At 38.4% G+C, this 23,318-nt stretch carries 19 protein-coding genes; 13 read left to right on the forward strand and 6 right to left on the reverse strand.

The annotated features are described in order from the left end of the window. Positions 1-6: 6 nt before the first annotated feature. Both RTR43_RS06435 and RTR43_RS06440 read right to left on the reverse strand, forming a co-directional pair. Positions 7-3,144 carry a DEAD/DEAH box helicase gene (locus RTR43_RS06435; protein ID WP_312470507.1) on the reverse strand — a complete coding sequence of 1,046 codons (3,138 nt, stop codon included), beginning with the start codon at positions 3,142-3,144 and terminating at the stop codon, positions 7-9. Between the two features lie 184 nt (positions 3,145-3,328). After that, positions 3,329-4,966 (reverse strand): SWIM zinc finger family protein, encoded by a 1,638-nt coding sequence (locus RTR43_RS06440; RefSeq protein WP_312470509.1) that lies wholly within the window; start codon positions 4,964-4,966, stop codon positions 3,329-3,331. Positions 4,967-5,256: 290 nt separating this feature from the next. On the opposite strand from RTR43_RS06440, the gene RTR43_RS25625 reads away from it, so the two are divergent. The 13 genes from RTR43_RS25625 (at position 5,257) to RTR43_RS06500 (ending at position 19,025) form a co-directional block, all read left to right on the forward strand. Then, on the forward strand, positions 5,257-5,487 hold the full coding sequence (locus RTR43_RS25625) for a DUF4181 domain-containing protein (RefSeq protein ID WP_396954541.1): 231 nt from the start codon (positions 5,257-5,259) through the stop codon (positions 5,485-5,487). 898 nt (positions 5,488-6,385) lie between these two features. Next, positions 6,386-7,402, forward strand: a complete 1,017-nt coding sequence (gene galE / locus RTR43_RS06445; RefSeq protein WP_312470511.1) for a UDP-glucose 4-epimerase GalE — start codon at positions 6,386-6,388, stop codon at positions 7,400-7,402. A 443-nt stretch (positions 7,403-7,845) separates the two neighbouring features. Next, on the forward strand, positions 7,846-8,724 hold the full coding sequence (gene rfbA / locus RTR43_RS06450) for a glucose-1-phosphate thymidylyltransferase RfbA (RefSeq protein WP_312470512.1): 879 nt from the start codon (positions 7,846-7,848) through the stop codon (positions 8,722-8,724). A gap of 17 nt (positions 8,725-8,741) precedes the next feature. Further along, the gene (gene rfbC, locus RTR43_RS06455; RefSeq protein WP_312470513.1) at positions 8,742-9,302 is read left to right on the forward strand and encodes a dTDP-4-dehydrorhamnose 3,5-epimerase; all 561 of its coding nucleotides are present in this window, start codon (positions 8,742-8,744) and stop codon (positions 9,300-9,302) included. Between the two features lie 3 nt (positions 9,303-9,305). Further along, positions 9,306-10,163 carry a dTDP-4-dehydrorhamnose reductase gene (rfbD, locus tag RTR43_RS06460; protein ID WP_312470515.1) on the forward strand — a complete coding sequence of 286 codons (858 nt, stop codon included), beginning with the start codon at positions 9,306-9,308 and terminating at the stop codon, positions 10,161-10,163. Further along, positions 10,160-11,188 carry a dTDP-glucose 4,6-dehydratase gene (rfbB, locus tag RTR43_RS06465; protein WP_312470517.1) on the forward strand — a complete coding sequence of 343 codons (1,029 nt, stop codon included), beginning with the start codon at positions 10,160-10,162 and terminating at the stop codon, positions 11,186-11,188. The genes rfbD and rfbB overlap by 4 nt, the downstream gene beginning before the upstream one ends. 185 nt (positions 11,189-11,373) lie before the next feature. Further along, positions 11,374-12,630: an O-antigen translocase gene (locus RTR43_RS06470; RefSeq protein ID WP_312470518.1), complete on the forward strand. Its 1,257-nt coding sequence runs from the start codon at positions 11,374-11,376 to the stop codon at positions 12,628-12,630. 19 nt (positions 12,631-12,649) lie between these two features. Then, entirely contained in the window at positions 12,650-13,792 is a 1,143-nt protein-coding gene (locus RTR43_RS06475; RefSeq protein ID WP_312470519.1) for a glycosyltransferase family 4 protein, read from the forward strand. A gap of 587 nt (positions 13,793-14,379) precedes the next feature. After that, entirely contained in the window at positions 14,380-15,021 is a 642-nt protein-coding gene (locus RTR43_RS06480) for a sugar transferase (protein WP_396954542.1), read from the forward strand. A 117-nt stretch (positions 15,022-15,138) separates the two neighbouring features. Continuing rightward, complete coding sequence (locus RTR43_RS06485) at positions 15,139-16,383, forward strand: hypothetical protein (protein WP_312470521.1); 1,245 nt, start codon at positions 15,139-15,141, stop codon at positions 16,381-16,383. Further along, positions 16,367-17,263, forward strand: coding sequence for a glycosyltransferase family 2 protein (locus RTR43_RS06490; RefSeq protein WP_312470523.1), 897 nt, complete (start codon positions 16,367-16,369; stop codon positions 17,261-17,263). The genes RTR43_RS06485 and RTR43_RS06490 overlap by 17 nt, the downstream gene beginning before the upstream one ends. Beyond that, the gene (locus RTR43_RS06495; protein WP_312470525.1) at positions 17,256-18,149 is read left to right on the forward strand and encodes a glycosyltransferase family 2 protein; all 894 of its coding nucleotides are present in this window, start codon (positions 17,256-17,258) and stop codon (positions 18,147-18,149) included. The genes RTR43_RS06490 and RTR43_RS06495 overlap by 8 nt, the downstream gene beginning before the upstream one ends. A 60-nt stretch (positions 18,150-18,209) precedes the next feature. After that, positions 18,210-19,025 carry a glycosyltransferase gene (locus tag RTR43_RS06500; protein ID WP_312470526.1) on the forward strand — a complete coding sequence of 272 codons (816 nt, stop codon included), beginning with the start codon at positions 18,210-18,212 and terminating at the stop codon, positions 19,023-19,025. Between the two features lie 314 nt (positions 19,026-19,339). Here the strand turns inward: RTR43_RS06500 and tagU are convergent, their stop codons facing one another. From tagU to RTR43_RS06520, 4 genes are all read right to left on the reverse strand, one after another. Then, entirely contained in the window at positions 19,340-20,278 is a 939-nt protein-coding gene (tagU, locus tag RTR43_RS06505; protein WP_312470528.1) for a polyisoprenyl-teichoic acid--peptidoglycan teichoic acid transferase TagU, read from the reverse strand. A gap of 368 nt (positions 20,279-20,646) precedes the next feature. Then, positions 20,647-20,784, reverse strand: coding sequence for a hypothetical protein (locus tag RTR43_RS06510; RefSeq protein ID WP_312470529.1), 138 nt, complete (start codon positions 20,782-20,784; stop codon positions 20,647-20,649). A 595-nt stretch (positions 20,785-21,379) separates the two neighbouring features. Further along, positions 21,380-21,517, reverse strand: coding sequence for a hypothetical protein (locus RTR43_RS06515; RefSeq protein ID WP_312470530.1), 138 nt, complete (start codon positions 21,515-21,517; stop codon positions 21,380-21,382). A 117-nt stretch (positions 21,518-21,634) separates the two neighbouring features. After that, positions 21,635-22,846, reverse strand: a complete 1,212-nt coding sequence (locus RTR43_RS06520; RefSeq protein ID WP_312470531.1) for a C40 family peptidase — start codon at positions 22,844-22,846, stop codon at positions 21,635-21,637. Between the last annotated feature and the right edge of the window lie 472 nt (positions 22,847-23,318).

Here is a 23,318-nt window from a genome sequence, read left to right on the forward strand (position 1 = left end):
AAACCATCAACCCAAGTACACCAAATCCTTCAGCTCGTCTGTCGATAGTTCGGTGATCCAGTTTTCGCTTTGGATGATCTGGTCGTTTAGGTGTTGTTTTTTCTCGAGCATGGCGTCGATTTTCTCCTCGAGCGTTCCGGTGCAAATCAGCTTGTGCACGTGAACGAAACGCGATTGGCCAATGCGATAGGCCCGGTCGGTTGCCTGGTTTTCAACAGCAGGATTCCACCACCGGTCGTAGTGGATAACGTGATTTGCCGCCGTCAGGTTCAGCCCAGTTCCACCTGCCTTCAAGGACAGCAGGAACACCGGGAACTCGCCGTTCTGGAAGCGCTCAATCATCGTATCCCGCTGGGTCTTCGGGACGCTTCCATTCAAAAACGGCACTTCAACGCCATATTTCTTCTTCAACGTGGCACGAATCATCTCGCCCATTTCAATATATTGTGTGAAAATGAGACAGCTCTCACCTTGCTCCAAAACAGCGCCAATCAGCTCGACAAGCTTCTCCATTTTATTAGAACGCTCAAGAAGCTGCCGCGTCGCCGACTTTTCTTTTAAATAAAGTGCCGGATGGTTGCACAGCTGTTTTAACCGGCTTAGCATTTGTAGGATTAACCCCTTGCGCTCAAAGCCAGATAATTTTTCAATTTCAGCAAATGTATCGTGGATGAGCTGCTCGTACAATGACGCCTGTTCAGCCGTGAGCGGACAATATTCCTTTTGCTCCAGCTTGTCTGGAAGATTGAGGGCGACCTCTTCATCCTTTTTCGTACGCCTTAGCAAGAATGGCCGAATTAACGATTGTAGCTGCTGAACTTTTTCCTTCTTATCATCCTTTTCAATTGGGATGACGAACTTTTTCTGAAATTGTCCTAAGCTGCCAAGATAGCCGTGATTGGTAAAATCAAAAATCGACCACAGCTCGGATAACCGGTTTTCCATCGGTGTGCCCGTCATCGCGATGTGGTGGCGGCCACGCAGCCTACGAACTGCCTTCGATTGCTTCGTCTGCGCGTTTTTAATATTTTGCGCCTCATCAATGGCGATAGAGCTCCAAATCATGGACTCGAATTCGGCTGAGTCGAGATGGCTCAACCCATAGGAAGTTAGGACGACATCGACATCTCTTACCTTTTCGGAAAAAGAATCTTCCTTCAGACGGTTTGAGCCGTAATGCAAATACACCTGCATCTCTGGAGCGAAGCGCTCCAGCTCCTTCTGCCAGTTTCCAAGCACCGAGGTCGGGCAAATGATCAGTGCCGCCTTCGTTGGAATCTTAGTGGAAGCAGCATCAACTTCCTTTTTGCTTCGGGGTTTGGCCGTGGTGACAGGCACCACGATGCCACCGCCTTCGTCAGTCACCAATGTATCGCCGCTGTTATTATGGATGTCAGGCACTACCGCAACGTTTCGACCGTCTGCGGTGTCAGGCACCATGGAGTTACCGCTACCAACACGACTTCCAAGAGTGCTAGGATCCATCGCCAAATCATCCCCACTCATTTCCTTCACCTTCAACAAATAGGAGATGAGTTGGACAGTTTTGCCGAGGCCCATGTCATCGGCAAGGCAGGCGCCAAACCCGTACTGGCGTAAGAACCAAAGCCAGCTCATGCCAAGCTGCTGGTACGGGCGGAGCTCGCCGTTCAATCCTGATGGTACATCCACTGGAGGAATTTCGTGCACCTCCGAAAGCTGCTTGACCATTTGCTTCCATTGACGGTTCATTTCAATTTGAATTTTCGCAAATGCTTTAGGGTTTTCCAGCTCATCTTCAGCCGCTGTAGGCTCCACCAGCTCCTGCTCAAGCAAATCGCGGACATGCAGGCCTTCTTTCTCAGCACGCTTCATCAAATCCTGTATTTGGCGGATGAACTGCGGATCCAACTTGACCCAGCGGCCGCGGATATAAACAAGCCGTCTTTTTTCCTCGACCAGCTTGCCGAACTCCTCTTCGGAAAGGTCGACACCGTTCATTGAAAAACGCCAGTTAAAATCGAGCATAGCTTGCAGGCCAACGAACGACGGCCGGTGGCTTGACGTTCCTTTTAACGACGCCTTCACCTTCAAATTAGCATTTTTCATTGCCTGCCACCAGGAAGGAAGGAGAATTTCAACATCGAGCGCGACCAGCGTTTCGCTGGCTTCGGTTAAAAACCTCCACGCTTCTTCCTCGCTAAGGTGCGTTTTGAGGCGATCCTGCATGGTGGCAAAACTAGCCGTATCCTCGATATCCTTGTAATCCTCGCCCAGCCATGGAATCAAACGAACCCAGCGAGCCTGTTCACAATCGACTTTTTCCAAAAATGTCCGCCACTTAGCAGGAATCCTAGCGGTACCCTTAACATCATATATCTCCTCGACATTTTTCCTCCCACGTAAAAAAACATCCAGAGTCCACGCACCTTCACCATCGATAGGTTCATCTAACCGTAGTCCGATGGTAAAAGGAGTGTCGCTTTGCTTAATCCCGACCCACTCGAGCCAGCTTTCTTCATCAAAATAACGGGCCAGATCGCCTCCAGAAATATTTTGTTTTTTCAATAAATCAAGCTTCGGTCCGAACAGCTCTTTCATCGCTGAATTCCTCGTTAAATAAGCATCGAGGGCACTGTTGTATAAGTCAGAGATATAATCAAAAGTCGTTTCTGTTTGATGTGATGCCGCTTCATGCTCTCTAGTTCTATCCAGGGAATGAGCGGAATCCATAATTTCCTGTTCCCAAAAGGACGGGTCGAATTCATCCTTAACCCGCTCCGGCAGCTTCCAGCGGAAATCACCATGCTCCCACACTGAAAAGTCAGGCAACCAGTCTTTTTCCAATATCCCTTCATAAAGCGCAAGGGAGGAGGCAAGACAAATCTCGGATTCCTCATTCCAGTCCCATTCGATAAAGCGGTTGAACGATTCTTTGGCAAAAAGTGAGACAAGCTGCCAGCCGCTAACTGCGACCCCTTCAACGCCATCCACGGTTTCCGTTTCAAGCAGAGTCCCGAAAAAGCTCTCATCATGGCTACTAAAAACGAGGTTTTTCCATCTAGAGGGATCCTTATAGTTATCACGCTCATCCTGGGCAGTAAGAAGAAATCGCCCATTTCCTAATTTAGTTGTCAGCAATTTCAAAAACCTTGTTTTCAGCATCGTGCATTGTGCTCCTTTTACTGGGGGAGAGAGTAATTATGGGAAAATCAGTTGATTTTCCATAAAATATCTAGATAAAAAAACCCCTCCAAAAATAAACAAAACCTTCAAATATTAAAACAAAAGCTCTGGCGTAAAAAACTCCCAAAAATAACTCCTAAAAATGACACCTTCAATGCCGGTGTCAGCCCTCGATCAGCTTGCTCCGCTTGCATTCTTCGTGAAAGGCTCGGAGCCTCCTGGTTCGCTCAAGTAAGGTTTCCATAAAGTATTGCCAGTCGTCGACGCGCTTCTGTTTCTTATAGATCGTCCGCAGCTTTTTCAAGTGCCGGACGGCCATGCGATAGCTCGCGCGGTTCTTCTGGTCAATCTCGCGCTGGGCGGTTTGGTGGAGCATCGCCAGGAGTACCTCGGGCCGCTCCTTCTCGATAACTTTCAAGCGGTCCTTCGGCAAATCGTAATAATCGAGGCCCACCAGTGCTTGGAGTTCGCCCCAGCGATCATACTGCCCGCGCTCGAACAACAAATACTCATAATCAGCAAAACTATATGGAAGCATCACGAGCAGCGCTCGCTCAAACAAATCGACCCGGTCATTTTCCACACAATATGGTGTCACAGCCCGGAGCGCATTCCTTGTGAACGCGGCACAACTATGATAGCCACCCAAATGCTCCAAATACCCCTTCACCTTTTGCAAAAATAACTCAATCAATGGTCCAACCCGTTTCCATGCCTTCAGCTGACTCAGATAATCAATCCAAAAAACCATATAAGCCGTGAATAAGTCATCCGTAATTTGAGCCATTATTTTCAAAGCCAATTCATCATTCTGCTGCAGGATATTCAAATGAATCCTTGCCACCGCTAGCGGCACAGGATTCTCCCAATCCTGGAGCTCCTTACCACGGAGCCGGATATTCTCCAATTCTTCCTCACGCCAAGGCTTTTTTTTGAAAAAATGAACCCACAACAAGCGATACAAATAAATCCGTTCATACTCGACCCCGTTCGCAGCCGTCAACAACTCAAACGCATCGTCCTTTAATTTCTCGATAAACTCATCAAAGGCGAAGGGCGTCGTCTGCACCCCAATTTTCCCCACAAGCTCCTCGGCATCATCCATCATATTTTGGAACAAATGAAGATAAGCTCGTTTGACAACATCCTCATTATGGCCGAGCTGCTCACTCAGAACAGCCAGCTTTCGGAAAGATACAACAATCCCAACCAACTCATATAGCAGGCGCCATTCCTGCTTCACAGGGGCACTTGCATGAATCCGCCGCTCGTAAATCGCGAACAACTCAGGAATCACATAAGGACTTGTGTACTTTTTCGAGGCAAGCAGCGTATCAAAACTCAACTCAAACGAGTGCACCCAGCGGCTGTATTCCGGCTTCAACACCCCGTTTGCCTTGATCAAATCCTTTGCTGCCTGCATGCCCCAGCCCGCAACCGCCTTCTGCTCACGAATCGGCTCACGCCATTCCGTCACCCAGTCGCCAACACTGCCCACCCCAGATCGGGCATAGGCACTGAAAAACACCGCCAGCTGATGACGGCACAGGTCATCTGTCGGGCACGAGCACTCACTTACCGACAAAAAGTTGAGGTCAAGCCGCACCTTAGCTGGTGTCACGTCCTGCACCGTCGCCGTGACCGAATCATCCCCAATATGTAATTGTGTAACCATTCCTTGCCGATACAGCATCAAGCCTTTTTGCACAAGCTTGGCATCTTCGACCGTATTTGGATGCAAAAGCTCGCCAAGCTCAGCTGCCAGGCTTTCTATCAGTTGATTAGTAGGTGTCAATTCCAAGGCAACAACCCCCTTTTTGAAAAAAGTAAATATGGAGGCCGACCCATCAAAGTCGCAACTCCTTTTGAAAAATCAATATCATAAACCGTTTTTTATAAAGAAAAAACAGTAAACACGTTAAAAAAATCCATATTCCTTTATTATACCCAAAAAATCGCTATTAGAGGAGGGGGAGGATTGGAAAGAAGGAAAAAGCTCAAACATTGAAGAAGTACTTTGAAAAAATTCAATTAAAGTGAAGGTAACCACGCATAGATTTAAAAAGTTTACTACTGTATTTGATTCCTTGGATGTTGTTTATTTTGCTTTTTGAGTTCGTCTTACGCAAAAAATTAAAAATAATCAAACCAAAAGGCTTTTATCTAAGAGTGAAAAACCTGCATAAAAGAGTGGAACTAGGTCTTATCATCGTATTTTTCTTTTCCTCTATTGTTACTGCCTGGTATGACTTTGAAAAAACAAAAATATTATTTTCATTTACTTTACCGTATTATTGGCACTTTTATCGAATGGAAATTTGACCGGCCGACAAAGGAATACATCATTTCTTTTTGGGGGTTCTTCCTCTTTTGCATTTTTACAATTAGTTTCATCGTCCTCTTTTGAAGACTAATAGTCTCTGAAACTACTGATAATGTTGCCGAACGTTAAGTTTTAAATTACCAGAGTAAAACGCATGGATGAAGGAAACGTCAATGCGGTATTTTTTTGTCTAATATTGGTTGTGAATTTACCAATATACAACTCAAACAGCGGATGATATACTAAAAAAGTTAATACATGCTAGTGTAATTATAGAATTTAATAAGCAGCTTTTTTATACTATGGTACTTGAAAGTGGTCAAGAATTATGTAGGATTTGAAGGGAGAGCAAGGCGTCAGGAATATTAGTTGTTTAATCTTTTCAGTGCGATAATTTCCGTTATCCTCATAATTTTTAGCGACAATCTCTTATTCCTTGTCCAATACTCAATTAATTGGCATTCAGTTACCAACCCTAGCTGTCAAAAATCAGGATTTACCCGTCAACTTTTCTAGTTTACTCGTCGAAGTCCCCATTTTTCCGTCCCCTATCACACTACTCCCCAAACCAGAGAAAAAGCTTACCCTTATATTAGGACTGGCTTGGTAACTGATGAATCTCCATATCTCAATCTCACTCCTCCTGAAATTTTAATAGAAGAGATGGATTAGGGCTATTAGGACTTCAAAGGATTTTTTCATTAGAAAATACTGCATGTTTTATCTTTTATTGTTATTATAAAGTGGGTCATTATTCCTGTTTTTGAAGATTCAGTATAACGAATTGGTAATTTAATAGGATTAAAATAAGTGTGAAATTTGGGGCTAAAGCATAATCCCCAATTTGAAAGAATGAGTGAAATATCAATAAAATAAAAATAGGGAAGGTACTTGTCCATGGCTATATTAGTTACTGGTGGTGCTGGTTATATTGGAAGTCACACATGTGTAGAGCTATTGAATGCGGGCTATGAAATTATTGTCGTTGATAATTTTTCTAACAGTAAACCAGAAGCGTTAATACGTGTTAACGAGATTACAAGTAGGGATTTTAAATTTTACGAGACAGACTTACTTGATCAAAAGGGGCTTGAAAAGGTATTTTTCGAAAACAAAATTGAGGCTGTTATTCATTTTGCTGGCCTAAAAGCAGTGGGAGAATCTGTATCAATCCCATTGCATTATTATCATAATAATATTACTGGAACGCTAATGCTTTGTGAAATGATGAAAAGGTATGAAGTGAAAAATCTTGTGTTTAGCTCTTCCGCGACCGTATATGGTATGCCTGAACGCATGCCGATTGCAGAAGACTTTCCACTTAGTGCCACGAACCCATACGGACGGACGAAGCTGATGATTGAAGAAATTCTTCGCGATTTGCATATTGCCGATGAAAGTTGGAGTATAGCATTGCTTCGATATTTTAACCCAATTGGTGCACACGAAAGTGGCAGAATCGGGGAAGCCCCCAATGGAGTTCCAAACAATTTAATGCCATTTATTACTCAAGTGGCTGTTGGTAAACTAGAGAGTTTGCTTATTTTTGGAGAGGGCTATCCAACAGTTGATGGGACGGGCGTTCGTGATTACATACATGTCGTTGACCTCGCAAAAGGTCATTTGAAAGCACTAGAAAAAACAATTCATGGTAATGGGGTAGAGGAATATAATCTTGGTACTGGAAAAGGCTATAGTGTTCTGGAAATGGTTAAAGCTTTTGAGAAAGCCTCTGATAGGCATATTCCTTACCAAATTGTTGAAAAAAGACCTGGGGACGTAGCGGTATGCTATGCTGATCCAGAAAAAGCGAAAACTCAACTCGGGTGGAAAGCTGAAAAAGGAATTGATGAAATGTGTCGGGATTCATGGAGATGGCAACGGGCAAATCCGAATGGATATGAGCATTCATAAGTATGAACTTTCCTTTTGTCTTTTAAGATATTAAAAGTGATGATCATAAAAGAGATGATAGGATCGTCTAATGTAAAAACGCAAAGAGAAAAGATAACCTATTAATCTATTAACAGAAAGAGTGCCCTGTCACTCTTTTTATTTTTTATTGGTAGCCTCTAAAAATAATTGTACGAACGATATAGTTTTGGTTTGAATGGCTTTTGCTTATTCATTTTACTTTCTTTTATAAGCAGAAAAAAGAAAGTAAATACATTTTTAACGAAAATATGGGTAATGGAACTTAAGGTTGAATTGTGAAATATTAGGTGAAAATAAAAATTTTAACACTAATTGTGATATAATACTTTTGTTTTGCAATGATCGATGTTGATCAAAGAAATATAAAATGAATGAAATGTTAAAGAAGGAAGATTTCTTATAAAAATAAATTGAGGTGTGAGATGAAAGGAATAATTTTAGCTGGGGGTAGTGGGACACGTCTATACCCTCTTACTATGGTTACAAGCAAACAGTTATTGCCGATATATGACAAACCGATGATTTTTTATCCTCTATCAACTTTAATGCTTGCAGGTATTCGTGACATTTTAATTATTTCAACTGCAGAAGATACTCCAAGGTTTGAAGCATTGTTAGGGGACGGCTCTCAATTTGGGATCAATCTTGAATACAAAATCCAGCCAAGCCCGGATGGATTAGCTCAGGCTTTTTTAATTGGGGAAGAGTTTATCGGAACTGATTCGGTTGCCATGATTTTAGGGGATAATATTTACTATGGTAGTGGTTTACGGAAAATACTCCAACGGGCATCACAAAAGGAAAGTGGAGCGACCGTATTTGGGTACCATGTTCAGGATCCAGAGCGATTTGGTGTGGTTGAATTTGATGAGCATGGCAAAGTATTAAGCGTGGAAGAAAAGCCAGAAGTACCAAAGTCAAATTATGCAATCACTGGATTATACTTTTATGACAATCGGATTGTCGATATCGCGAAAAATGTTAAACCATCTCCACGCGGAGAATTGGAGATTACCTCGGTGAATGAAGCTTATTTACAAATGGGTGAACTGGATGTAGAACTTCTTGGACGTGGTTTTACTTGGTTGGATACGGGAACACATCAAAGTTTAGTAGAAGCAACCAATTTTGTGAAAACTATTGAGGATCATCAAGGGATTAAAATAGCTGCACCAGAGGAGATTGCCTTCATTAATGGATGGATTGGCATCGACGAATTGATTGAATCGGGAGAGAAATTCTCCAAAACTGGTTATGGTCAATATCTATTAAAAGTTGCAAATGGCAGTATAAAGTACTAATTAAGAGGTGTTATGAGTTGAATGTAGTGGAAACCTTCCTTCCAGGAGTAAAAATAATTGAACCAAAAGTATTCGGTGATCACCGCGGCTGGTTTATGGAGACGTATAGTGAAGCAATGTTTGAAGAAGCAGGGATTAATATAAAGTTTGTTCAGGATAATCAATCCTTTTCGGCAGCAAAGGGAACGTTAAGAGGTTTGCACTATCAGTTAAATCCTAAAGCCCAAACAAAGCTTGTAAGATGTACGAAGGGATCTATCTTTGATGTTGCGGTCGATATTCGCAAAGGGAGCCCAACTTACGGGAAATGGTTTGGCATTGAGTTAAGTGCAGAGAATAAAAAGCAGTTATTAATCCCCAAAGGATTTGCCCATGGATTTATGACCATAACGGAAGATGCAGAAGTGCAATATAAAGTGGACGAGCTGTACGCACCAGAGTGTGATCGAGGCATCATCTGGAATGATCCTGCCATTGGAATTGAGTGGCCGATGGAGATTACGCCGGTTTTATCAGCCAAAGATGAAAAGGCACCACTCCTTGTAGAGGCAGAGAATAACTTTATAGTTGGAGAGTAAACGATGAAAATTTTAGTGACCGGTTATACAGGGCAACTCGGCTTTGATGTTGTCCGTGAAGGGAAAGGCCGCGGGTTTGACATGATTGGTGTTGGTTCGAAAGAGTTGAATATAACGGATGAACGGTCAGTCTATCAGTATGTGAAAAAAATCAATCCTGATGCCATTATCCATTGTGCAGCCTATACAGCCGTCGATAAGGCAGAAGACGATAAAGAAACTTGCTGGAATGTGAATGTTAACGGTACGAAGTACTTAGCCGAAGCGGCAAAAGAAATAAAGGCAAAGTTTATGTTTATAAGTACGGATTATGTTTTTGAAGGAACGGGAGAGTCTTCTTTTGAAGAAACGGACGTACCGAACCCTGTGGGATATTATGGACAGACCAAATCGGAAGCGGAGAAACTAGTGCAGTCGCTATTAACGAAATCGTTCATTGTCCGGATATCGTGGGTTTTTGGTATCAATGGAAACAACTTTGTCAAAACCATGCTAAAGTTAGCGGAAACTCGCGCAGAGTTAAATGTTGTCGGTGACCAAGTTGGTTCCCCTACGAATACGTTGGATGTATCACGCTTATTGCTCGATATGATCCAAACGGATCGATATGGCGTGTATCATGCAACAAATGAAGGATTTTGTAGCTGGGCTGAATTTGCCAAAGAAATATTCCACTTAGCAGGTAAGAAGGTAAAAGTAAATTCAATTACAACGGAAGAATATCCTACAAGGGCCATTCGTCCAAAAAACTCGCGGATGTCTAAGCGAAAATTAATTGACAATGGCTTTGCCCCATTACCGAGCTGGCAGGATTCATTAAATCATTATATAAAGCAATTACTACATGAGGTGAAATCATGACAAGAAAAAAGATTCTTGTAACCGGAGGAGCAGGGTTCATTGGGGGGAACTTTGTTCAATATATGGTCAACAAATACCCACACTATGATATTTATAATCTAGATTTATTAACCTATGCGGGTGATTTAACGAAGCATCGAGAAATAGAAAAGAAAGAAAATTATCATTTTGTGAAAGCAGATATTGCTGATCGTGAGGCCATCATCTCCTTATTTGAAAAGGAAAAATTTGATTATGTCGCGCACTTTGCGGCCGAAAGCCATGTCGATCGCTCGATTACGGAACCAGAAATTTTTGTTCGTACCAATGTATTAGGAACTCAGGTGTTACTAGATGCAGCCAAACAGATTGGTGTGACAAAATTTGTTCATGTATCAACAGATGAAGTATACGGTGAATTGGATTTTGACCCAACGACATTCTTTACAGAAGAAACACCATTACAACCAAATAGTCCATACAGTGCCAGTAAGGCGTCATCCGATTTCTTAGTGCGGGCTTACCACGAAACATTTGGGCTACCAGTCAATATCACTCGTTGTTCCAATAACTATGGACCTTTCCATTTTCCAGAGAAGTTAATTCCCTTAACGATTTCTCGCGTTTTAAATGATGAAAAGGTGCCTGTCTATGGTGACGGGAAAAACATCCGTGATTGGCTGCATGTTCTCGATCATTGTTCGGCAATCGACCTTGTCCTCCATGACGGTCTGAATGGAGAGGTTTATAATGTCGGTGGACATAATGAGCGAACAAATTTAGAAGTGGTTAAAACCATTATTAACACATTAGGAAAGTCAGAAGAGTTAATTGAATTTGTAGCCGATCGTTTAGGACATGACAAGCGCTACGCGATCGACCCTACTAAATTGGAGAAGTTAGGTTGGAAGCCAACTTACACATTTGAGACAGGGATTGCCCAAACTATTGACTGGTATCTAGATAACATGTGGTGGTGGGAGCAAATCATTAGTGGGGAATATCAAAATTACTTTAAAAACCAGTATACTTTAAATAAAGATTGATTCATAAAGTGGCTTAAAGCCTGTGTTCACAACTAATGAATACAGGTTTCTTCTATCTTTTGTATGAAGGGAAAATAAATGTTAGGATAAATTGGGATGATTTTATCATAATATAGAAAAAAATACACACCAATCAAAGTTGAGTGACAACGAAATTTTATCAGACAACTAAAAAGGGATAAATTATGAATTTAATAAAAACAAGTATTCTCTCTTCAATAGCCACGATGATCCGAATTATCACTGGATTTGTTGTAAATAAAGTAATTGCCTTGTATGTAGGTCCTGCAGGTATAGCACAAATTGGACAACTTCAAAACTTTTTCTCTATTATCTCTAATTTAAGTAATGGAGCCATAAACCAAGGTGTAACGAAATTTACTTCTTTCTATTCAGATGATACCAAAAAACAAAAAATATATATTAATGCTGCTTTTACTATCGCTTTCTGGGCATCATTATTGACCGGCATATTGGTTGTGGTTTTTAATAAGTCACTTTCCATTATGCTATTGAACGATGCTTCTTTTTCAAAGTTATTTATTTCAATAGGGGTGTTAATTATTTTTTATTCCATTAATAGCATCTTATTGGCTATAGTAAATGGAATGAAAAATATTAGGAAATTTACGATAATAAACGTTTTGTCAAGCTTATTTAGTTTGGGGATTTCTTTATTACTTACAATCAAATGGGGCCTAAATGGGGCATTGTATTCCTTTGTCATTTCTCAAACCCTTATTATTTTTATCACCATCTCCTTAATTTTTAAGGAAAGTTGGTTTAGAGAATTAAGGCTTATGAAAATAGAACGGGATACGATTAAAAGCTACTCAAAATATACAATCATGGCACTAGTCCATGTGGTAACAGCCCCTGTATCTTATATTATTGTAAGAAATTATATAACGGATACATTATCCATGAGAGATGCAGGTTATTGGCAAAGTATTGGGAAAATATCCGATACCTATTTAATGTTAATCACCATGACATTAAGTATATATTATTTGCCCAGATTATCAGAAATAAAGGATGATTTCCTATTAAGAAAAGAAATACTTAGTGGCTATAAAATCATCATACCCGTTTTGACAGTAATGCTAATTCTAATCTATTTTCTAAAAGATTTTATCATTATCATTTTGTATTCAAATGAGTTTCTCGAAATGAAACAGTTATTTTTATTTCAGTTAATTGGAGACTTTTTTAAAATTGCTAGCTGGTTAATCTCCTTTAATATGGTGGTAAAGGAAATGACAAAACACGTAATCATGACAGAATTATTTTATTCGTTTACGTTTACCACTCTTTCAATCGTGTTTATTAAATATTTTGGGTTGATCGGTGTTACCTATTCATATAGCATAACGTATATTTTATACTTTTTTATGGTTGCCTTTATACTTAGACGGATTTTATTCATGAAAACAAATAAATAGGGATTGGATGTAACAATCGATGAAACAATTGAAAATATTATTTGCAACGAGACATGATGCTCTTACCCGACAGGGTGGGGATACCGTTCAAATGTTAAAGACAAAGGAATTTTTAGAAAAGGATTATAACGTAAGAATTGAATTAGCTTTGAATGAAAAGGATTTTGAACAGCATAAGGATTCGGATATCGTGCATGTTTTCAATCTTCAAACAATCGATGAAACGTTAAAATACGTAGAATTGTGTGGAAAATATAGCAAAAAGGTAGTACTTTCGACGATATATTGGGACCTTTCACACTCCATTTTTCATACATTCCTCACAAATAGGTTTAATTTAAATAATATAAATAAGAAAAGGTCTTTATTTAAGGATAGCTTTTTCCATTTCAAAAACCTAATAGGGAAAATGGCCAATAATAGTGATCAATTTGGAAGTAAAAGTTACATAGAAAGACGTAGGCGTGTCCTAGAGCTGGTTGACGGATTGCTTCCTAACTCCCATGAGGAGCTCGCTATTTTAGAAAAAGAGTTTGGTTTAAATCGATTAGATGAAAAAACCATGGTAATACCAAATGCTGTTGATGTTAAAGCCACAGGTAATGAATCAAATTCAATTCATGAAATCATCAATTTAGACAAATTTGTATTGGAAGTTGGGCGGATTGAACCGACCAAAAATCAGGCTAATGTCATTAAAGCGTTAGAAAACTATCCGGATATCCCAATCGTCTTTGTTGGGAGAGTTCAAAACGAGAAATATAATCAATTTGTTAGAAAGTTAGCAAATAAAAGAGGCAATGTGTATTTTATTGACCAGATTAACCATGATGAAATATTTAATTTATATAAGAAAGCTTCTGTTCATCTGCTTCCATCATTTCGCGAGTCCCCCGGCTTATCTAGCCTCGAGGCACTTACTTCAGGGTGTAACATTGTTGTTTCTTCGATTGAATACTGTCCAGTAAAATATTATCAATTCGATAAATTTGGTGAAATTTGTGATCCTTATGATCCATGGTCAATCGAACAAGCAATACTAAGAGCTCTAAATAAGGAAAGAGTGAATCTGCCTAGTGAATATTTAAGTGAATATTCATACAGCAAAGCTGCTGAGTTAACATTTAATGCATATGAAAAAGTTTTAGGACTGTCTAGGTAGCCCTTCAGTTCTTCAATAATAGTTAGCGTATGTCTGAACCATGACAATAAAGGAAAATAGCAGAGTCAAATTCCTACTGGATTTGATAATAGGAAAATACAATGAAACAGGATGCCTTCCTTTATGGTTTTTAAGGAGAGTTGTTTTATTTGTTAAACTCTTCAAAAAAAGATAATCCGTTGATATTAAAATGTTATGAAAATTGATAATATTAAAATAGAAAAATACACGGTAGTAACAAAGAAAATTTCCAAAAAACCTTTTGTTTTTTTGTGGAAGTTTGATATATTATAAGATGAACAAAATTTCTAGTAAAATGGAAATTTCGATAAAAAAATAGCAATCAATTGTGACGAAATTCACAATTGAAACACGAGTTAGTTGTTAAAATTATATTATTCCGTTCTATTGAAATTGAAAGTGACCTATATCCTATTAAAAATAAAGACTGTAATTGAATTTACGCATAATGAAGAATTGGTATTTAACATGCTAAATATTGTTTATTGTAAAAATTCTACTTAAAAGGTAGATTGTTAATTTCTGAGGGAGAGTGTATCTCAATGGAAACGAAAGAGTCATTTGACATGGTCAAACACAAAATTAGCCCCCAAATAGCAATTAATTATTACCAGAGAGAAGAGAATAGAACTTTTTATTTTTTTATTAAAAGGTTTTCAGATATCCTATTTTCAATTTTGGGTCTACTCATTTCTTCTCCTATTATGTTATTATTTGCTGTATTAATTAAACTCGAAACGCCAGGACCCGTTTTCTTTACTCAAGAAAGAGTGGGTTTAAATGGTGTTAATTTCAATGTAATTAAGCTAAGATCAATGGGTATAGATGCAGAAAAGCACGGTGCACAATGGGCAGAAATAAATGACGCACGTGTTACAAAGATTGGGGCATTTATTAGAAAAACTAGAATTGATGAGATTCCTCAATTTATCAATATTTTAAAGGGGGAAATGAGTTTAGTTGGCCCTAGACCGGAGAGGCCCATTTTCACAACCCAATTTAATAAAGAAATACCTGGATTCGTTGATAGATTAGCTGTTAAACCTGGACTTACAGGGTGGGCTCAAGTAAATGGTGGTTATGATATTTCACCAAAAGAAAAGTTGGAGTTTGATCGTTATTATATAAAAAAACTTAGCATTATGCTTGATATAATGATTATTTTTAAAACCATTAAGGTTTGTTTAACTGGGAGTGGAGCAAGATAATTTAAATCAAATTAAAAATAGGGGCCCAATAAAATGGGTCCTTAAAATTGTTTGAAATAGATTTCTACCGAATGAGAAGTCCCATACTCAAATTTTTCATACATAAGGGAGAGCTTAATGATCAAGAGGAATGAATGGTTTTTAAAAGCCTTGCCAATATTATCTTATCTTTCATTTGTTATTTGTGTATTTGCTATTACTCGGCAATTTCCTTTTGTGAAAATTTCCGGTTTAATTAGCATCAGTTTAGTATTGATATTTGTTTTTTCGATCATTCCAATCTGGAAAAAAATTAGTAGAAGTAAGAAAGGGATAAAAGTCCTCTTCTTGATAAATGTAGTAAGTTTAATGCTTTTGTTTATGTATTCTGTATTCATTCAGCACAATAGTGCAGGCTTGGCGATCCGATTTTTAATTATTTTGGTGTTATTATTAGTCGTTTTCTTTATGCCCAGGAAAAAATTCTTTTTGGATAGCTTTATCGTTCTTGCTGTCCTTCACAGTTTATTTTTAATTGGCTTTGAAATTTATATTGTGTTATTAGCTGATGCCAATTTTGCCACTCATATTCGAAACCTTGTGATTGAACTGGGTGTAGGGGATATTTACACTTATAATGGCTTTTACTACAGAATTCAGATAAAAGGGAATCCAATCCTGCCAATTGCCTTTCTAATCAGTCTTTTTTCTATAAAAACGAAACGGTTAAAGATTATCATTCCACTTATATTATTTGGTGGAACCATGATCGCGGGCAATTTTGCCTTCATGCTAGCCATTATCTTCTTTTTTATTGTATACAGTGCTATATATTATCGAAAAAGAATTATTTCCACTTTTTCCTCCCTGTTTAAACAGCGGAAAAGATTTTATATCGTTGTTTCTACTTTGGTTGTATTTCTAGCGCTCATCGGTTTTCAAACGTTTAAATATGTTGAAGAAACAATCGTACGAAAATCGGAATATTCACTGCCGGCTCGTTTTGATCAGGTAGAAGTGTTAATGGACAATTTAAGTGAATCGCCGCAAACTTTATTATTAGGTCAAGGTGTTGGAAATGTTCTTTCCAAGAAGACTCCTTACCGCGACTACACAAATAATATTTATTTTGAACTCCAAACTTTTTATGTTCTTAATCAGGTAGGAATATTATACTTCTTGCTTTATATTTTAACGAATATTGTATTTATCCTTTTCTTTTGGAGGAATAAAATAACCTACGTTTTATATTTATCCTATTTGGTGTATGCACTGACGAATCCGTATATTTTTGATTCAACCCATATATTAGTCATTTTAGTTTTGAACTCACTCGAAAAATATTTAACAAATGAGGTTTTAGTTGGTGGAAAAGAAATTTAGGGTTTGTGCGGTTGTGGTTTGTTATTACCCAAATATGGAGGAGTTTCCATTAAACATCGACTCAATCGCTTCACAGGTCGATCAATTACTAATCGTTGATAATAGTGAAATACCACTGAAGATGGACTTTATTAATGGCAAGGAATATCAAGATAAAATTGAATTTATTTTACTAGGTGAAAATAAAGGAATTGGCGCAGCCCAAAATATCGGAATTCAGAAGGCAATCGACCTAGGATTTGACGGTGTCTTGTTATTGGACCAGGATAGTAATCCACCACAAAATTTGGTCGAAGAACTCTCTAGAGGCTTCCAATATCTTAATAGCTTAGAAATTAAAGTAGCGTGTCTCGGTCCAGAAATCTACAACAAAGAATCAGAAGCGGTATATACTCCCTTATTGAACAAAGGGGTAAGTTTGACAACTGATTTTGTCGAGAAAGATGCGATTATTAGTTCAGGGAAATTATTAATAAGTGACGCAGTTCAGCAAATTGGTTTAATGGATGAAACGTTATTTATCGATTTAGTTGATTTTGAATGGTGCTGGAGAGCAAGGAAATTCGGATATCGAGTCTTTACTAACAAAAAAGCTCGAATGGGTCATATGGTCGGCCAAAAGAACAAAAAATTATTTAATGTTTATAATTTACTAATCCCTTCTCCAATCAGACATTATTATCAGTTTAGAAATTCGTTGCTCCTGTTAAGAAAGGGCTATGTGCCAAAGTATTGGAAAGTCAGAGTGCTCATCGAAAGAACAATTGATCTATTTGTCTATCCTTTCTTTATTAATCCTAAACGGATTAGGTTTAAATATATTAGAAAAGGAATAATGGACGGTGTCTTAGGCAGGAAAGGAAAAATAGCAAATGACTAAAGCCGGTTTAGGTTTAAGTGAAACATGTGCAATTATTGTTACTTATAATCCTGACATAATTGAATTTAATGAAAATGTTAAATCAATCATTAAACAGGTTAAAGAAATATGTATTGTTGATAATTCTACCTTGGATTCCCTGCAAAAAGAGGTCATGAATTTTCAAGAAAGCTACAGCCTGCATGTCATTTCCAATAAGACAAATCTTGGGATAGCTGAGGCGCAGAACCAAGGTTTAGAGTGGGCTCTTGACCATGGTTTTGAAGCCTTCTTGCTTCTCGATCAAGATAGTAAGCTGCTAGATCATACAACTGAAAGATTGTTAGCTCACCATAATCGTTTAACTGAAAAAGATATTAAGGTCGCATGTATAGGTCCTTTGGCCTTCAATCGAGATAAATCAGAGGAAAATGTATATCATAACTATGGTGAAAATAATGAAATGATAATTGAAGTTGAACAAACCTTGAGTTCAGGTTCCCTTATTTCTCGTGAGGCATTAGTAACGATTGGAAATATGGAAAGTGACCTATTTATAGATTTAGTCGACTATGAATGGTGTTGGAGGGCTAAAGAAAAAGGTTATTCTACCTTTATTGCACAGGATGTCAAACTTGCTCATCGATTAGGAGATGATCGGATAAATTTCCTTGGAATAAAGATAGGGATACCTTCTCCGGTTCGACATTATTATCAATTTAGAAATACGTTAAAGTTGCTGTTCAGGTCCTATGTCCCCAAAAATTTTAAAATGAAATATGTTATTCTTTTACCGATAAAATACCTTGTTTATCCTTTATTGGCGAAACAAGGGTACCTTCGTTTTAAAATGATTAATAAAGGGATAATGGATGCGGTTAAAGGGATTAAAGGAAAAGGTTTATAAGATGGTAAATGATTAAAATAATTGTAAAGCAAATAGATATCTATTTTGGAGTTGTTCCATTTGAAGTTTTCTGTATTAATGTCAGTTTACAGTAAAGAAGATCCACAATTTTTACTTGAAGCAATAAAAAGTACGATTAATCAATCTTTAAAACCTGATGAGATCGTTATAATCCAAGATGGGGTGCTAACATCAGAATTAAACAAAGTACTAGAAGAATTTCAAAATTCTTACCCTGGGATAATAAAGTTGATTCAATTGGAAACAAATATGGGCCTGGGAAAAGCTTTGGAAATAGGGGTCGAAAAATGTACCTTCGATTTAATTGCCAGAATGGATACGGATGATATATCCCATCCAAATAGATTTGAAAAACAAGTCAATTTTATGGTCAACCATCCGGATGTGCAGGTTTTAGGCTCATGGATAGGGGAATTTGAACATAATCCAGATGAAATCAATTCTATTCGAAAAGTCCCAACCACATACGAAGAGGTCGTTCAGTATGCTAAAAAAAGGAACCCGCTAAATCATATGACAGTAATGTATCGTAAGAGTGCTGTTTTAGAGGCGGGGAATTATAAACCTTTTTTATGGAACGAAGATTATTATTTATGGGTAAGAATGTTAAATAGAAATGCAAAGATTGTAAATATGCCTGAAATATTAGTGTTTGCCCGCGCTGGAAGCGATATGTTTAAAAGGCGTGGAGGATTCAAATACCTGGTAAAAGATGTTGAATTGCAACAGGAATTTTTAAAAATGAATTTTATCGATAAAAAACAATTTATTACAAATATCTTTCTCAGAGGTTCTGTAAGAATACTCCCAAATTTTGTTAGAGGGTTTGTTTATAAAAGCTTTCTAAGAAAATGATAATAATATAATATATATCAGGAATCTATCATCCCCTTATATCTTTAGTCCAGGTGTTAAACCTGTTGAAGATTAAGTATATAACCCACATGGAAAAACCAGAATAATGGACTTTTTTAGCTGTCCTTTATTCTGGTTTTTATTTGCCTATAGGAAAGGATTACTTTCCTATCCGTCATTAGTGCGCTAGGGATGCCTCGTGCATAAGCTTCACTGTCGAAATGCTGTCCCTTTTGATGAATAATGTCCCGTAAATAGACCTTAGAAGCCCACCAAGCGGCGAGCTTCCTTTAATAGACCTGTCTCCAGTTTTATTACTTTTTAAGCTCCAACTGTTCCGCTAAAACCTGATGAAGTCTCGCTTTTTCCTCATCTGAAACCAACTGGTAAGAGATACGATCAATCATAGTACCTTTTGCATTTACTGGAATTTGTTCAATTGAATTGCCTGCATCTCGATATTTACTTTGAATGGTTACCATCTCATTAAATGTCAAGTTGGTTTTTACGTTATTTCCTAAAGCAGAAAAGATGTCACTGTAATTTGTTAACGAGCTTAAGCTTGCACCTTCATGGATAACACCTTGAATAATTTGGCGTTGACGCTGTTGTCTACCGAAGTCTCCACGAGGATCTTCATGACGCATTCGAGAGTATCTTAGGGCCCTTTCACCTTTTAGTGTTAATTCTCCTTTAGGAAAGTGAGAACCTTCATATGAAAAATCTAAGTCGTTTTGTACCGTTACCCCACCAACAGCATCAACAATATCCTTAAATCCTTCCATGTTAACTTGTACATAATAATCAATCGGGATATCTAGGAATTTTTCGATTGTATCAAGAGACATTTTAGCACCGCCAAATGCGTAAGCGTGGTTGATTTTGTCTACTGTCCCTTTCCCAACGATTTCAGTCCGTGTATCACGTGGAATACTTAGCATCTTAACAGAGTTAGTATTAGGGTTAACGGCCATCACGATAATGGAATCAGATCGGCCCCGGTCGTTCTTTCGTTGGTCAACACCCAATAATAAAACTGAAAATGGCTGAGCCTGCTTCAATGACACCTGTTCGGTACGTTTATCTGATTTTTCTCTATCGAGGGGACTGTGCATTGTTTCCACAGCGCTTGTTAGGGAGTGATAAACCATATAAGCATAAGCACCTGCTGCAAATATTAATATCACAATGATTGATAATAAAACTTTTAGCCATGTGGGCTTTTTTTTCTTTCTTTCTGTTCTTGAACTCATAACAGGTAATTCCTCCTCAGATGATTGAACATTAATATGAAATGATAGATGATTCCTAACCGAAATAATAGACGAGTATTCGACAAAAAATGTTTCGTTCACATAGAATTTTGATAGATTATCATTCCACATTTAGAACGCAATTTTAAGAATCATATAATTTATTCAGTTAGAGAGTAAATACAGCCAATGATATAATAGCAGAAAACACTTTTTTAATATACAAATTTTTAAAATTTAAGGGTAAATTCCCATTGGGTTTAGTCGAAAAATGGACAATCATTGTTCTGAATAGGCATATTTCGACAAATGCCATCGGTCATTACTCATATATAAAGTGATTCAGTCCAAAAAAGCCAGCCCTCGTATTACGAGGCTGGCTCGGTATTCGATTTTCCAGCAGTTGATCGTTTTAGATAATAGTCAAACAAGTGGGTAAGGTACTTGTTAAGCTCAAATCCCTCTTCATTAGCAAACTCTGACAATAACAATTTATTTTCCTCCATTAACTTTCCCCCTTGATTATGGAACTATCATCATTATTATCAAACTATTAAACTGTTATACAAGAATTTGAAAATAAACAGCCAGCCTTCAATTAGAGGACTGGCGTATATTTCTAATAGAGTCTCTTAAATGTCGAAAAGTGAGCGGTATAGTACGTGCTTTTAAGTTGGCTTGACATAAGAGGGAAAGGTGATGACCGTTGTAATTTTAATCGTTTGTGCTGTCATGATATTGTTTTTAGCGGTTTGGTGATGGGTATTGTCCAATAGAGATGATCTAAAGGACAATTTAAGTGGTAAGGTGGTGGGTATTGTCCAATAGAGATGATCTAAAGGACAATTTAAGTGGTAAGGTGGTGGGTATTGTCCAATAGAGATGATCTAAAGGACAATTTAAGTGGTTCGGTGGTGAGTTTTGTCCAATAGAGATGATCTAAAGGACAATTTTAGTAGTATGGAAGTGGGTATTGTCTAATAGAAGTCCAATACCCGTCAAAAATCAGGATTTACCCGTCAGTTTGCCCAATTTACCCGTCGAGATCTCCATTTTACCCGTTTCTCCCCATCGAACACTCTCAAAAGCCAGCCCTCGCAATTACGGGGCTGGCTCGGTATTTGTGTTTTTACTTTTTGGTAGAGAAGAGAAATATTCAAATAACTGGGTAAGATAGCTGTTAAGCTCGAATCCATCTTCATTGGCAAACTCAGACAATAACAATTTATTTTCCTCCATCAACTTTCCCCCTTGATTATGGAACTATCATCATTATTGTCAAACTATTAAACTGTTATACAAGCATTTGAAAATAAATAGCCAGCCTTCAAATAGAGGGCTGGCTGGCATATATTTCTAATAGAGTCTCTTAAACGCAGAAAAGTGGGCGGTATAGTACGTGCTTTTTAGATTGGAAATCATGATGCCGTACTTTTCATCGGCGTGGATGAATTGATTATCGCCAAGATAGATACCAACATGGGAGATCCCCTTTTGATATGTATTTTCAAAGAATACGAGGTCGCCGACCTTAGGCTGGTCTACGTAGTAACTGCGATCGTAATAGCCTGCTGCGGAATAGCGGCCGATTTTCGTGCCTGCTTGGTTCGCTACGTAATAAATGAACCCGCTGCAATCGAAACCGGAAAGAGTGCTGCCGCCCCAAACATATGGCGTCCCTATTAAGCTTTTAGCCACACTGACCATTTGCGTCGCAAAATTAGTCGTTGGTGGAGCTACCGTGGTGCCTGACACCTTCAGTTTTTGCCCGATAAATATCATATTAGAAGTAAGATTGTTGAGCGATTTCAAATCCTGAACGGACATGTTATATTGTACGGAAATTTTTCCGAGAGTATCACCGCTTTGTACAACATATTCACTCACATTGACAGGTGGAGTGGTCGTTGCCGGTGGCTGTATAGGTGTTGTCGTCTGCCCAGTAACCTTCAATTTCTGTCCGATATAAATCATGTCGGAAGTTAGATTATTCAACGTCTTCAACTGCTGCACGGTCATCCCAAATTGCACGCCGATTTTGCTTAAGTTGTCACCGCTTTTGATGGTATACTCACTTGTAGGAGTTTGCGGTGCTGGAGTGGTTGTTGTCGGTGGCGGAGTCACGGGTGCCGGCGGTGTTGGTGCTGGCTTTGGTGCCGTTACGGTCACAGTTTGGCCGGGAGCGGACACCTTCAGTACTTGTCCGACAAGAATCAGCGTGCTGCTCAGATTATTCCACTGCTGCAGCTCACCGACGGTAACATTGTAACGGTTGGCAATTTTGATTAGGGCATCACCGCTTACAACGGTATAGGTGGTTTGTTGGACAGCTTGTACGGTTGCAGACGCTGGTGCAGAGTTAATTTGCAGAATCTGGTTTTCATAAATTAAATCGGATGTCAACCCATTTTGCGTCTTGATTTCATTGACACTTGTCTTATATTTCGAGGCAATTTTCGATAGGCTGTCACCTTTCTGGACTTTGTATGTATCGGCGAGGGCAGAACCGGCAAACAGTGTCGAAAAAAGTGCGGTTGTCGATAGAGTACGAACAATAGTTTTCTTCATCTAGTAATATCACCTCATATATTTCATTTTTATATAAATTTTACCATAGTTTACTATTATTATCGGTAAATAATTGAAAAAGTTTACAGTGTTTTGCCATGAACATCATAGAAAATGGCTAAAGGGGTCGAAAGATGCTGGGGAAATTTGAGTGATTACGAAAATAGAATAGTTTATCTGAGGGGAAAAAGTGTCTCCAAACCAGGATATTGGTGACCATAATTTAATAGAACTAGAGACCCAAATTATATGGCGGAATTTTCATAAACTATTTAGTTGCTTCATATCTTATTTTTCTATAAAATTAATCTGGAAATTGTAACCAATAGATTGAGCTTGTACTGTCTCTAATCGTTGACGTTAGAGTAGTTAAGACATTAGAACGGACTACCCATTAGGGCTGGATGAAGGAAAACCCCCACTGATGGAAGTTTCACTTTATTGTTTCTCATTTACTGTAAAGAGCGGGTGA

The organism is Neobacillus sp. (genome assembly GCF_031988165.1).
GTDB lineage: Bacteria > Bacillota > Bacilli > Bacillales > Cytobacillaceae > Neobacillus > Neobacillus rhizosphaerae.

Bases quoted from the DNA above. Each gene is read 5' to 3' on its own strand.
- RTR43_RS06435 (WP_312470507.1), bottom strand. From the start codon at position 3,144: ATGCTGAAAACAAGGTTTTTGAAATTGCTGACAACTAAATTAGGAAAT.
- RTR43_RS25625 (WP_396954541.1), top strand. From the start codon at position 5,257: ATGTTGTTTATTTTGCTTTTTGAGTTCGTCTTACGCAAAAAATTAAAA.
- galE (WP_312470511.1), top strand. From the start codon at position 6,386: ATGGCTATATTAGTTACTGGTGGTGCTGGTTATATTGGAAGTCACACA.
- rfbA (WP_312470512.1), top strand. From the start codon at position 7,846: ATGAAAGGAATAATTTTAGCTGGGGGTAGTGGGACACGTCTATACCCT.
- rfbD (WP_312470515.1), top strand. From the start codon at position 9,306: ATGAAAATTTTAGTGACCGGTTATACAGGGCAACTCGGCTTTGATGTT.
- rfbB (WP_312470517.1), top strand. From the start codon at position 10,160: ATGACAAGAAAAAAGATTCTTGTAACCGGAGGAGCAGGGTTCATTGGG.
- RTR43_RS06470 (WP_312470518.1), top strand. From the start codon at position 11,374: ATGAATTTAATAAAAACAAGTATTCTCTCTTCAATAGCCACGATGATC.
- RTR43_RS06475 (WP_312470519.1), top strand. From the start codon at position 12,650: ATGAAACAATTGAAAATATTATTTGCAACGAGACATGATGCTCTTACC.
- RTR43_RS06480 (WP_396954542.1), top strand. From the start codon at position 14,380: ATGGTCAAACACAAAATTAGCCCCCAAATAGCAATTAATTATTACCAG.
- RTR43_RS06485 (WP_312470521.1), top strand. From the start codon at position 15,139: ATGATCAAGAGGAATGAATGGTTTTTAAAAGCCTTGCCAATATTATCT.
- RTR43_RS06495 (WP_312470525.1), top strand. From the start codon at position 17,256: ATGACTAAAGCCGGTTTAGGTTTAAGTGAAACATGTGCAATTATTGTT.
- tagU (WP_312470528.1), bottom strand. From the start codon at position 20,278: ATGAGTTCAAGAACAGAAAGAAAGAAAAAAAAGCCCACATGGCTAAAA.
- RTR43_RS06510 (WP_312470529.1), bottom strand. From the start codon at position 20,784: ATGGAGGAAAATAAATTGTTATTGTCAGAGTTTGCTAATGAAGAGGGA.
- RTR43_RS06515 (WP_312470530.1), bottom strand. From the start codon at position 21,517: ATGGAGGAAAATAAATTGTTATTGTCTGAGTTTGCCAATGAAGATGGA.
- RTR43_RS06520 (WP_312470531.1), bottom strand. From the start codon at position 22,846: ATGAAGAAAACTATTGTTCGTACTCTATCGACAACCGCACTTTTTTCG.